The organism is Bacillus sp. JKS001846, assembly GCF_900176455.1.
In the GTDB taxonomy this organism is placed as follows: Bacteria; Bacillota; Bacilli; order Bacillales; family Bacillaceae_G; genus Bacillus_A; species Bacillus_A cereus.
The window spans coordinates 3,639,148-3,651,672 of sequence record NZ_FWYG01000001.1 but is presented as its reverse complement, the minus strand read 5'-3'; the positions used below and the strand labels follow the sequence as shown (position 1 = coordinate 3,651,672).

The following is a 12,525-nucleotide window of genomic DNA, read 5'->3' as shown; positions in this document are numbered from 1 at the left end:
TTGATGAGACAGTTGAAAAGGAGCAGTGAACACGGATGGAGCAACTATTAGTATTGACTTATGGAGACAAAATATATAAGTGCACATTACATCCAAATGAGCAATCAATAGTGTCGATTGGAAAAGAGTGGACAAATGATATTACGAATCCAAGTTTAGAACAAGAAGTAGAGTTAAAGTGGAATAATGAAGTAAATGCTTGGATGGTACAGGATCAATTAATAGAATTCAATAAGGAAATTGAGATTGGGAAAACAAGAGATATGAGCTTGAAAATCTTTATATCTATTGTTGGCACAACTAAAGTGTTTGATATTGGAACGAAACATTCTCTTACAGTGAGTCAAAACGATTACGATGATATTTCTATTACCGGGACTAGTGTAGATTTAATGCTATCTCGCGAAACGTTGTACGATTCTTTTAAAGTGAACGTGTATGGCGGGGATGTATTTCATAATTATACGAAGTTAAAAGATAGCGTTATGTTGGAATCAGGAGACGTATTATATTTTGATGGTATTTTATTGGAGATTGGTAGTGAAGACATTCAAGTACTTTCTTCAGAAGATAAAGTGAAATCTGCGTTACCTATTTTAGTAGAATCAGAAACGAATTATCAAAGTGGTTATCCAGACTATCATCGTTCACCACGTATTATTTACCGTGAACCAGAAGAGAAAATGACAATTGCAAAGCCTTCAAGTATGCCATCAAAACCAACGGAGCATTTAGCAAGAATCATTGCACCTTCACTTGTCATGATTGTCGTAACTGTATTACTTGCTATTTTCATGAAATATGGAATGTTTATTATCGCATCGATTGCGATGACATTAGTAACAATCATTGTTTCTGTCACATCGTATATTAAAAATTTGAAGCAATATAAAGTCGACATTGTTGAACGAGATAAAAGTTATAGAGAGTATATAAAACAAAAAACGAAAGATTTACATGCAGAAAGTGAAAAACAGCGTCACGCATTACATTATCACAATCCAAATGTAGAAGTAATACGTAATATGGCAGTTCAAGTAAATCCTAGAATTTATGAAAAAACAATGTTACATCATGATTTCTTAACATTTAGCGTTGGAACAGGACAAGCTAATACGAGTTTTGAAATTCAATTTAATGAAGAAGAATTTAGTCAAACGAAAGATGAATTAATCGATATAGCACGTGAACTAAGACAGCGTTATCTATCATTGGAAGATGTACCAGTTGTAACAGATTTAATGAATGGACCAGTCGGTTATATTGGCCAACGCTCTTTAGTGTTAGAGCAATTACAATTATTAGTTGCACAAACGGCTTTATTCCATAGTTATTATGACTTGCAGTTTATTACTATTTTTCCGGAAGAAGAAAAAGAAAAATGGGATTGGATGCGCTGGTTACCTCATGGAAGTGTTCGCGATATAAATGTACGTGGATTTGTATACCATGATCGTAGCCGTGATCAAGTGTTAAATAGTTTGTATCAAATATTGAAAGAACGAAAATTAAAACTAGATGAAAAAAGTTCTACTAATGAAAAAATGTACTTTGCACCGCACTATGTCGTTCTCATTACAGATGAAAAACTAATATTAGACCATGTTGTTATGGAATTCTTTAATGATGATCCGAGTCAATTAGGTGTATCACTTGTATTTGTACAAGATGTTATGCAAAGTTTACCGGAGCATGTGAAAACGGTAATAGATATAAGAGATGCAAAACAAGGGAACATCATCTTAGAGCAAGGAGAGCTTGTTAACCGTCAATTTAAACTAAATCACGTACCGAAAGGGTTCAATTTAGAAGATATTTCACGGGCATTAGCACCATTAAATCATTTGCAAAACTTAAAAAATAGTATTCCAGAAAGCGTAACATTTTTAGAAATGTACGGCGTTGAAAAAGTAAAAGAACTGAATATCACAAGTCGTTGGGAGAAAAATGCAGCGCATAAATCTTTAGCTGTACCACTTGGATTACGTGGTAAAGAAGATATCGTAAACTTAAACTTACACGAAAAAGCACACGGACCACACGGATTAATAGCAGGTACAACCGGTTCAGGTAAATCGGAAATTATACAATCGTATATTTTATCTCTAGCAGTCAATTTCCACCCGTACGAAGTAGCCTTTTTACTAATTGACTATAAAGGCGGCGGAATGGCGAATTTATTCAAAAACTTACCGCATTTATTAGGAACAATTACGAACTTAGATGGAGCACAAAGTATGAGAGCGCTCGCATCAATTAAAGCTGAATTGCAAAAAAGACAACGCTTATTTGGGGAAAATGATGTAAACCATATTAATCAGTATCAAAAACTGTATAAAGAAGGCTTAGTAAGTGAACCGATGCCGCATCTATTTTTAATTAGTGATGAATTCGCGGAACTGAAGTCAGAACAACCAGAATTTATGAAAGAGTTAGTTTCAACAGCGCGTATCGGTCGTTCGCTCGGAATCCATTTAATATTAGCTACGCAAAAACCGAGTGGTGTTGTAGATGATCAAATTTGGAGTAACTCGAAATTCAAACTAGCATTAAAAGTGCAAAATACATCAGATAGTAATGAAATTTTAAAAACACCAGATGCTGCTGAAATTACATTACCAGGACGTGCTTACTTACAAGTTGGGAATAATGAAATTTATGAACTATTCCAATCAGCTTGGAGCGGAGCAGACTATGTAGAAAACAAAGAGGATAAAGAATATTTAGACGCAACAATCTATGCAATAAATGATCTAGGACAATATGAAATATTAAGTGAAGACTTAAGTGGACTTGGTAGCAGTAAAGAAGTAATAAGCGTACCATCTGAACTGGATGCTGTTATTGACTACATTCACGATTACGCAGAAATAAATGAAATTGAAGCGTTAGCAAGACCATGGTTACCACCACTTCCAGAAAGCGTATATTTACAAGACTTACACGCTATTCAGTTCAAAGAAGCATGGACGAAAGAAAAGAAACCATTACAAGCAACAGTTGGTCTACTAGATCAGCCTGAATTACAATCACAAACACCATTAACACTAGATATTAGTAAAGACGGGCACGTAGCGGTCTTCTCAAGTCCAGGCTACGGAAAATCAACATTCTTACAATCAGTCATTATGGATGTAGCTCGTCAGCATAGTCCGGAGCATTTGCATGTGTATTTATTAGACTTCGGAACAAATGGCTTAATGCCATTAAAATCCTTACCGCATGTGGCAGACATCATTACATTAGACCAAGTTGAAAAATGCGAGAAATTTCTTCGTCGCATAGAAGACCTATTAAAAGATAGAAAGCAATTGCTAAGTAAATATGGTGTTGCGAGTCTTGAAATGTATGAGAGAGCTAGTAAAGAAGTATTACCAACAATATTAATTACGTTAGATAACTATGATGCTGTTAGAGAAGCTGGATTTGTCGAAGACTTTGAACGCATTATTGCACAAATTGTACGTGAAGGGGCAGCAGTAGGAATTCATTTAATGCTTACGGCTACACGTCAAAATGCATTGAGAGTACAAGTAAATACAAATATTAAACTACAAATTGCGCTATATATGATAGATGAGGCAGAATCTAGAGCTATTGTAGGAAGAACAGAGTTGAAAATTGAAGAATTAGCAGGCCGTGGTTTAGTTAAAATTGACGAACCAACAATCTTCCAAACAGCTTTACCGACAAATGGAGAAGATGTCCTTACTCGAATTGAAAATATACAAGCTGAAGGAAAAGAGATGGATTCCTTCTGGGATGGAGAAAGACCGAAAGCAATTCCTATGGTACCTGAAGTTCTGGAATACAAGGAATTCATTGCATGGCCAGAAACAAGAAAAATTATTGAAGCAGGCAAACTAACATTTGGTGTAGAGACAGAAAACGTTACGCCTCTCGAATTAGATTTAACGGAAGCGTCTAATATTGTTGTAGGGGGAATTAAGAAAGATGAAGTTGAAAATGTAGTTCATCAATTCCTTCAACAGTTAGCAGACAGTGGACACTTTGACCTAGGTTTAATTGATACAAGAACACGAAATTTCTCAAACTATAGAGAGAGCGCTGCTTTATATGTAGCTGAAAAAACAGGAATTGAGAAAACGATTAAACAAGTTACAAACGCTTATAAATCGAGAGAAGCGGCGTTTAAAGAGGAGCAGGAAGCATCAAGTGAAACAGTGAACCCGGCAGAATTTATTAAGAAATTTAAGCCGATTGTAATCGTAATTGCAGATGTAAATGATATTTTAAGTAATTTAGAAGATAGCGATATATATAGTTTAGCGGAATTAATAACAAATGGTGCATTTATGGGCATCCACTTCGTAATTGGCTGTGATGTTGATTCAATTGACAGTCGATACGACTTAGTTTCAAAAACAATAAAAACGCAATCTCATGTTATTTTACTTAGAAAATCATCAGGCCAAATGGTCTTCGATGTATCTAATAAAGATTTAAGTAGTACAAAATTAAATCCATTTGAAGGGTATTTTGTTGAAAATCGTTTTGCTACTAGAATTAAAGTGCCAACTATTTAAGGGGGGATTTGCATGGGGATAGAGGAATTAAATAGTCAAAAATCTGGTTTATTAAGTAGTATAAGTCATCAACAAGGGCAATTGGCTGAACTACAAATGAAACTAAGAAGGCTAATAACTGCTAAGGGGAAATTTGTAAATAATCTTGAAGCAATTAAACAAAATCAAGAGCAGTTTAAGTCCTTAGAAATAAACGAGAGTAGTTGGAAAGGGCAAAGAGCAACTACTTTTAAAGAAACGTATGAACAACAAGTCATTTCGAATTTAGGGAAATTTATCGGAGAACTAGGGAGAGTGCAAGAAGACATCGATCAAGCCATACGGCGGCTTGAAAGAGAAATCGCTACATGTGAGTCTAGTATTCTTTCTCTAAGTAGAAGTGTTTCAATGGTTGACGCTAGTATTCAAGTAGAAGTACAGAAGGCGGGGAAATGATAAATGGGGGAAATTAAATTAAATAAAGGGGTATTTGATGCGAAAGTAAGTGATTTGAAAAGTGGTGCTAGTGATTTAGGTAAGACTAAATTTAATGGTATGCAGTTGAGTCGTACGAATTTGACTAGGCTGATTCAATATTGTGAAGCAATTGAAAAGTTATCTCAAAAGGTGCAGCGATACGAACAGATATTAGAAAATGACTTAAATAAAATACAACAAACTGGGGAGAAAATAGTCGAAAAAGACGAACAACTTGAAAAACAATTAAGAATGATAGATTCAAATTATCATGCAAAATAGGGAGGGAGAAACGTGGATAAAAATATAGAGTTACAAGAAGTAAAAGAACTTCAAAGTAGATTTCAAGCAAGTGCCACTGAGTTGAATCAACAGTTTGAATCATTATTAGGAAAGATAGCGGATTTTAGTGAGATTAATTCATTTCAAGGTGCTGCTGCTGATGGAATTAAAGGCCATTTATCTAGAGTTCATGGAAGTGTTATTTCAGGTTGTATGGTCGCAGCAGAAAGCTTAAGCATGCAATTTGAAAAAGCAATAGAAGATTTTAATAGTTCTGTTGATAGTGATGCAGATACGAAAATTTATGGGAGTTATTTAGATAATGTAAAGCAAAAAATTAATGGGTATAGTAACAGTTTTAATCAATCAAATGAATTAGCACAACAGACTATCAGTTCAATTAATGATATTGTTCCGATCCATTATCCCTCATCATCAGGAATTTCTGAAGGGGTTGAAAAAAGTCAAAAAGAAATCAGTGATACGTTAGAAAAACTAGAGGCTTACAATAGTCAACAAAATGATCTTCAAAATTTTGATGACATGTTACGCGGATTAGATGGTGCTATGAGACAAATACAAGAGACTGAAGGGAACTTTTCTAGTGATACAACCGAAAAACTTCTGTCTGAAGGAACCTTCGCATCTATAGTTGGAGTAGCTAAAATGATTGCGGGATATACGGGTAAAGCGAAAAAAGGAGTAGTCGGATTATTTTCTGGTTATTTACGCCTTGTTTACATGAAAAAAAATTTGGGATTTGGTGTTAAGTTTGATGTTAATGCTCGAAAAGGAAAAGGAGCATATATATTTAATACTTTAAACGATGCCGATATTGTAGCGGCTTCCAAACTTTTAGCTACAGATGCAAATGAAGATACTATTTTTAAATTTATTTTTAAAGATAAATTTAAAGTCAATTACAACAACGAAACAAGAAATGTAATAAAACAAGCAAAAAAAGATATTTATAAATTGCCTGAATTTAAAGCGGTTGAAGATTTTATGATGACTCGGAATGAAGGAGGTTTTTTAAAAGCATTTAAAAATAGATGGACAGATTCATTTGGGACCGAGTTTCAAAAGAGCATTGACGAATTCAATTTTAAGAAATGGCCAGAGACATTTAAAAAACTCAAAGGTACTGGGACGCTCTTCAAAAGTGTGGCAATTATTGGAACGGGGTTGACAGTTGTAGATAATATTATACAGTCACAAGATGATGGATTTCAGCTACAGGATGTAAGAGATGTTGCATTAGATACAGGTGTGGACTTAGCATATGCAGCGGGAGCGGCAGCAACTGGAGCAGCGATTGGGACTGCTGTGGGACCACTTGGAACCTTGGCAGGAGGAGCTATAGGTGCAGTGGTGGGGATTGGAGCCTCATTGTTTGTGAATAAGAAATTTGATGGCCTCGGAGGAGAAAGTGTAGTTAGTGGAACAAAGAAATTAGTAAAATGGGCAGTAAATATGAACGATAATTTAAAGTCTGGGAATTATAAAGAGTTTACGAAAGAAAATGAAAAGGTCCTGAAAAAATTAAAATCAATATTTTGGTAATTTATATAAAATTAGAAGGTAGGATAAATGAATGCTAAAGATAAAGGAAGAAGATTTGGGCCTTTTTGAAATTGAAAATAGAAACAGATTAAGTCCGGATTATATAAGAATCTTTTATGTAGGAGTTTTTGCATATACTTCTATACCCATGCTTATTATGTTTTTAATTTTTTTGCTGAATGGTGATAAGATTTCTTTAACTCCTTTTGAGAAGATGGTTGTACAAACTGAAGTGAAATTGTATATTTTGGAGTTCGTTTTTTTAATGTTATTCATGTCTAAAAAAATTGCTTTTAAATTACAGAAACTCCAAACCATTGTGACTGTATTTTATTCTTTTCAGTTAGCAACATTACCATTTATGGCTATGGTGGTGGAAGAAATCTTTGATTTTCCATGTGATAATAAAACACTGGTTTATGTTGGTTTAATACTATTAGGTGCAATCTGTATGCACATTGTGGCAACGATTGATGTTTTTAGAAAAGCAAAGCATGGGGGATATAAATTGGAAGGAAAGGCTGTCTCGTTTTTTACTAATACGAAATTATATTTATTGATTGGAATGACAATCATTGTAATAGTTCTACTTGTATTTATTTTTTTAAACCTTAATTATGCATTTGATGAAATGGCAATTTATGTGATACAAACAATAATATTATATACATTTGCTGTAGTATCAGCAGAGTTCGTCCTGTTAGTGTATTGTCGCTTCAAATTCCCATCTTTTAATATTACGTGGGAACAACATGAAAAGGAACGCCAAGAATTTATAGCAAATAGAAAAAGAATCAGAGAAAAAGAACAAAAGAAAAATAAAAATTGAAATGAGATTTGTAAATGATAGTCATAAACTGTTTTTTTATGTGCGTGGAAGAATCTATTTGTGAATAAATAAATAAATAAATCACTGTATAAGGGGTAGAGATTATGAAAGTTCAGTATAAAGCATTATCGCTTTTAAATTTAATAAGCATCACTCAAATAGTAAAAAAAGATGATTGGTTATTACCAGCTATCGCACTTAGAAATCAAGTAGTTCATAACGATATATACCCAATAGGACCTGTTCTTTTTACGTATTCACCATTAGAGAATGAACCGGAATATGGTGAATATATGTATTGTGTCCCAGTGAATGGAAGGGTAAATATGGAAGAGGATTCACCTTATGAGTATATTGATGCAATTCTTATTGAAGAAGCACTTTGTGTTAGATTCTCAGATGAAGATGGTGATATTGAAGACGCTTATCGTGTTTTAAATGAATTTGCTAAACAGAATCATATGAAATTAGATAGTAGCTTTTATCACGTATGTTTAGATGTATATGGTGATATGTGGTTGGATATTTATGCTCCTATTATTGAAGTAGGTGAATTAGTGCGATGATAGTTGAGGAACAAAGCATTGCTTATACAAATGTTGTATCGAGAGAATATTTTTTTCACTATACTGATATGGAAAAAATAATAGAAGATTTATTGACAGAAATTGCGCAAGCGAATTTAATGGTCAAAGGTCCAATGTTTTATGCGCTGAAAAATATACCATCAGATGGAGATATGTTTATTGAATTATTTATGCCAGTATATGAGAGTAGTATTCCTAAATCAGAAACAATGAAGTTTCGAAGTTATTACTATGTTGATAACATGCTAATGAAAAGATATGCAGGAGATTTTGAAACATTAACAGAGTATGCATATGCTGAGATTCTTCAGTATATGGAAGATAATGAACTTGATATGATCTCACCTATTTACCATATTTTTAGTGGTGATGAAGAGTTACAGTATGTTGAAATAAAAATTGCAGTAGATACACAATAATAATTTAGTACACTTTTAGTAATAAAGATATGAAAAGTAAAACCCTAATTTTAGTTTTGTTTTATAGAAGTATATAAAGGTATTCTTGAATTAAGAGTTCTAATTGTTGTTTTTAGTAGTAAGGGGCCTACATATGTGGTTATTTTCAAAAGAAAAACCTTTGTACTTTCAGTAAGAGTGTGGGGATAAAACTGGGGGATTAATTGAACAGAAAATATTGGATAAAGTATCGGTGGATGATTGCATAATAGCTGTTGAAATGCTTGATATATTGTTTATATACCTAAATTTGCAGAAGAACTTGCAACGATTTTATATATTAGTAATAAAGAATTATCCCGAACGGTTGCTATGTTTGTTGGTACATTTGAAATTTTTGTACAAGTTTCAAACACAACAAAAGTTATTATCCAATGTATTCCGGTAGATAAGGAAATGGAAGAATAAGTATTTTTGGATATGAAAGTGATTGATTTTAAATATAAGAAAAAAATCCACTGACGAAGAGAAAGAAGAAATAGCAGAGTGGATGCTGGAATATAAAAAGATGTGTAAAACAATAGCAGAGCACTATGAAATAGCTTAAAAAGAATCATTATTATAATGTAAGAATATCTGAGATTAATAGAACCTTCTCTTTTCATCAAAATGAGAAGGTTTTTATTTTTAATCTACATGATTTAAGTGAATGTAGTTAAGGGGGCGACAATTGGATGTGGAATATAAAAGAAGAAGATTTAGGGTTTTTTCAAATTACAAATAAAAACCGATTAAGTCCTGATGGTGTAATGGCCTTTTTAGTTGGAGTTTTTGTATACGCTTCATTACCGATGTTTTTTATTGTTTTGGGTTTTTTACAACTTGGTTGGGAGGCTTATCCAAAATCTTTTGAACGAATAATTGTTTCTGTAGAGTTAGCATTATATATTCTGCAAATCCTTTTTTTGATTATCTATTCATTTCCGAAATTAAGATTTAAATTACAAAAGTTACAAGCCGTTGTAATTGTTTTTAACTCGTTTCAGGTTGCAACGGTAGGTTATGCGTATGTACTAATTGAAGCAATATTTGGATATTATTGTGAAAATCTAACGGTATTTTATGTAGGTCTATTATTATTAGGAGCGATAATTACTCATATTGTAATAACAATCCATACTTTTAAAAAAGCAAAATATGGAGGCTATAAGTTAGAAGGGGAGTCAGCCTCATTTTTTATTAATACAAAACTTTGGATGTTAATTGGAATGTTTATTTATATAGTTGTCCTTTTGATATTAATCTTTGCAAGTATTCGTTTTGCGCTAAAGCCGATGGTGTTTTATTTTTTACAAACAATTATATTATATGTATTTGCCGTTGCATCAGCAGAATTCGTCCTATTGGTGTATTGTCGCTTTAAATTTCCATCATTTAATATTACGTGGGAACAACATGAAAAGGAACGCCAAGAATTTATAGCAAATAGAAAAAGAATAAGAGAGAAAGAACAAAAGCGAAACAAAAACTGAAATGAAAGTTATAAATGATACTCGTAAACTTATATTGAAGATAGAATGAATACATTATTCATAAATTAACTAGTAAAGGGAGGAATGTAAGATCTTGAATAAAGATTCTAAAGCCGTAAAAAAAGAAAAAGGTTTTTTTGAAGGTGTAATAGCACCTATTATTGTTGGGATTATATTTATCTTTTTAATTCTATATAAAGTAGCAGAGTTTCTGGGGAAGTGGATTGTTATCTTTGGAATAATATTTTTTATTGGTAGTATATTTCTTTGCATATATCTAGAAGAATATGGAGGAGTGTTGGGCGGTGGGACAGGGTTAATATCGATGTTATTGTTATATTTTATGTTTATTAGAAAAAGTAAAAAAGGCTAGTTTAATATGAAATACCAAAACATTTATTTACTCCTAGTTTGTTTAAAAATATAGAGTTATTACATGATTTTAGAAAAGGTGGTGTAATTATATGTGGAATATAAAAGAAAAAGATTTAGATGAATTTAAAATAACATGTAGAAATCGCTTAAGCCCAGAAGACTCTGTGGGGTTTATGTTTGGAGGAATAGTTTATAGTTCATTATTCATGCTTTTTATTTTGGTAGCATTAATTAAGATTGGCTGGGGTTACTATCCGACTCTCTTTGACAAAATAATTGTTAGTATTGAATTAGTGTTATATGGTTTGCAAGTAATCTTTTTCATTCTATATCTAATTCCAAAAGCTCGTTTCAAATATCAAAAGTTGCAAGCATTTGTGATATTATTATTTGCATTTCAGCTAGGAACTATAGGATTCACATTATTTATACTTCCAGCAATTTCGAATTATTCAATTGATCAAATTACATTATTGTATGTGGGTTTATTGTTTCTAGGAGCAGTTTTTGTTCATCTGGTGACAACGATTGATACCTTTAAACAAGCAGAGAGTGGAGCATTTAGTATGGATGAAAGAGCAACTTCATTTTTTAGTAAAACAAAAGGCAATGCAATGATTGGTGTTACGATATATGTACTAGTCCTTCTTATTTTAATTTATTTTCATAATAATTATGAAACAGGGGTTTTAGTGGGGTATATGGCAGGAACTCTTGTAATGTACGCAGTAGCCATAGGTGCAGCAGAGTTCCAATTATTAGCCTATTGTAGATTTAAATTTCCATCATTTTATATTTCGTGGGAGGAGCATGAAAGGGAACGTCAGGAAAGACTAAAGCTTTATGAAGAGCAGGAAAAAAAGCAAGCCAAAGAAATAAAATAAGTTTTGATTTCTGAAAATTCGAATAGAATATATAAGCAATTAAGGATTGTATATAAATCAATGCTATTAAAAATTAAAGCATCTTCAATATAATCTGTACGAGTAAGTAAATATCAGTAAGTAAAGGTGAGATGTATTACTTTCCAAAAAGGAACATAATGAACTTAAAAATGCCTAGAGAAATCAACGGGGTGTCAGTATGAAGTTAAAGAAGAAAGCCAAGATGATGATAGTTCTGTCAATAATAGCAAGTTTATTAAGTGGATGTGGTTTTGGAGAGACGAATATAGAGTATGAGAGATTAGTAAAGGCATTGGATGAAGAGGACATGAGTACGGTAATGTCTGCGAGTGATGATGGATATGCTTATGTGACTCAAAGAGGTATTTATAGTACGTTTGAGCAAAAAGAAGATGGAGAGCACAGTAAGACAATTCGTCAAACTACGGAAGGTGTATATAATACAAAAGATAAAAGTTTATATGGAGAGGCGATACAAACAGTTGCGACTGATATAGAAAAAGACGAGGGGAAAAGGACAAATGAAAATTATAAAAAAGAAACTATTTATAGTACTCATGTTAAGTATGAAAATGGACAGGTGAAAAGTTCGGATTCAAATCTAGATGTTTCATACGTAAACTTAATTGTAGATCGTTTAAATGGGATAGGGAAACTAAAGATGAAGCCCGAGAATGATATAAAAAAGTTTGATCAGCCTAATTCAGTCGGATATCGACTAACTGAATCTGAATTTAAAGATATTATTAATAATAAATTAAAGATACAATACGATGAATTTGATGGAGCAACAATCGTATTGCACCTGGATGCCCCAAATAATCCAAAACAAATTTTGCAAATGAGGATAGATATAGATTTTAAAGAAAAGAATGAGGATGGAAAATTAATAGAAAATATGTTCCAAATAATAACGTATTTTAATAGAAAACAGGATAATAACCAAGATGCGAGACAGGAATATTTAAAATACAAGGCGCAGTACAACAAAAGAGATAGTTAAGAGTGGGAATGAAAATAAAAAGGTATAAAATCAGTGACTAAGAAAATT

At 32.5% G+C, this 12,525-nt stretch carries 11 protein-coding genes; all 11 read left to right on the top strand.

All coding sequences use genetic code 11. The features are described 5' to 3' along the window. The first annotated feature begins 35 nt into the window (after positions 1–35). Positions 36–4,547: a type VII secretion protein EssC gene (essC, locus tag B9A45_RS19440; protein ID WP_084064586.1), complete on the top strand. Its 4,512-nt coding sequence runs from the start codon at positions 36–38 to the stop codon at positions 4,545–4,547. 12 nt (positions 4,548–4,559) lie between these two features. Beyond that, positions 4,560–4,982 (top strand): YwqH-like family protein, encoded by a 423-nt coding sequence (locus B9A45_RS19435; RefSeq protein WP_000510565.1) that lies wholly within the window; start codon positions 4,560–4,562, stop codon positions 4,980–4,982. A 3-nt stretch (positions 4,983–4,985) separates the two neighbouring features. Then, the gene (locus B9A45_RS19430) at positions 4,986–5,285 is read left to right on the top strand and encodes a TIGR04197 family type VII secretion effector (protein ID WP_053512322.1); all 300 of its coding nucleotides are present in this window, start codon (positions 4,986–4,988) and stop codon (positions 5,283–5,285) included. Positions 5,286–5,297: 12 nt separating this feature from the next. Next, entirely contained in the window at positions 5,298–6,848 is a 1,551-nt protein-coding gene (locus tag B9A45_RS19425) for a T7SS effector LXG polymorphic toxin (protein WP_044307210.1), read from the top strand. A gap of 31 nt (positions 6,849–6,879) precedes the next feature. Continuing rightward, complete coding sequence (locus B9A45_RS19420) at positions 6,880–7,677, top strand: hypothetical protein (protein ID WP_030025438.1); 798 nt, start codon at positions 6,880–6,882, stop codon at positions 7,675–7,677. A gap of 104 nt (positions 7,678–7,781) precedes the next feature. Beyond that, positions 7,782–8,243: a DUF5085 family protein gene (locus B9A45_RS19415; RefSeq protein WP_000868164.1), complete on the top strand. Its 462-nt coding sequence runs from the start codon at positions 7,782–7,784 to the stop codon at positions 8,241–8,243. After that, positions 8,240–8,683 (top strand): DUF5085 family protein, encoded by a 444-nt coding sequence (locus tag B9A45_RS19410; protein ID WP_084064582.1) that lies wholly within the window; start codon positions 8,240–8,242, stop codon positions 8,681–8,683. Before B9A45_RS19415 ends, B9A45_RS19410 begins: the two co-directional genes overlap by 4 nt. A gap of 713 nt (positions 8,684–9,396) precedes the next feature. Further along, complete coding sequence (locus tag B9A45_RS19400) at positions 9,397–10,194, top strand: hypothetical protein (RefSeq protein WP_053512318.1); 798 nt, start codon at positions 9,397–9,399, stop codon at positions 10,192–10,194. A gap of 94 nt (positions 10,195–10,288) precedes the next feature. Further along, positions 10,289–10,567, top strand: a complete 279-nt coding sequence (locus tag B9A45_RS19395; RefSeq protein WP_030025440.1) for a hypothetical protein — start codon at positions 10,289–10,291, stop codon at positions 10,565–10,567. Positions 10,568–10,658: 91 nt separating this feature from the next. Continuing rightward, entirely contained in the window at positions 10,659–11,453 is a 795-nt protein-coding gene (locus tag B9A45_RS31780; protein WP_030025441.1) for a hypothetical protein, read from the top strand. 199 nt (positions 11,454–11,652) lie between these two features. Further along, entirely contained in the window at positions 11,653–12,477 is an 825-nt protein-coding gene (locus B9A45_RS19385) for a DUF3952 domain-containing protein (RefSeq protein WP_179135404.1), read from the top strand. Positions 12,478–12,525: the final 48 nt, after the last annotated feature.

Bases quoted from the DNA above. Each gene is read 5' to 3' on its own strand.
- essC (WP_084064586.1), top strand. From the start codon at position 36: ATGGAGCAACTATTAGTATTGACTTATGGAGACAAAATATATAAGTGC.
- B9A45_RS19435 (WP_000510565.1), top strand. From the start codon at position 4,560: ATGGGGATAGAGGAATTAAATAGTCAAAAATCTGGTTTATTAAGTAGT.
- B9A45_RS19430 (WP_053512322.1), top strand. From the start codon at position 4,986: ATGGGGGAAATTAAATTAAATAAAGGGGTATTTGATGCGAAAGTAAGT.
- B9A45_RS19420 (WP_030025438.1), top strand. From the start codon at position 6,880: ATGCTAAAGATAAAGGAAGAAGATTTGGGCCTTTTTGAAATTGAAAAT.
- B9A45_RS19415 (WP_000868164.1), top strand. From the start codon at position 7,782: ATGAAAGTTCAGTATAAAGCATTATCGCTTTTAAATTTAATAAGCATC.
- B9A45_RS19410 (WP_084064582.1), top strand. From the start codon at position 8,240: ATGATAGTTGAGGAACAAAGCATTGCTTATACAAATGTTGTATCGAGA.
- B9A45_RS19400 (WP_053512318.1), top strand. From the start codon at position 9,397: ATGTGGAATATAAAAGAAGAAGATTTAGGGTTTTTTCAAATTACAAAT.
- B9A45_RS31780 (WP_030025441.1), top strand. From the start codon at position 10,659: ATGTGGAATATAAAAGAAAAAGATTTAGATGAATTTAAAATAACATGT.
- B9A45_RS19385 (WP_179135404.1), top strand. From the start codon at position 11,653: ATGAAGTTAAAGAAGAAAGCCAAGATGATGATAGTTCTGTCAATAATA.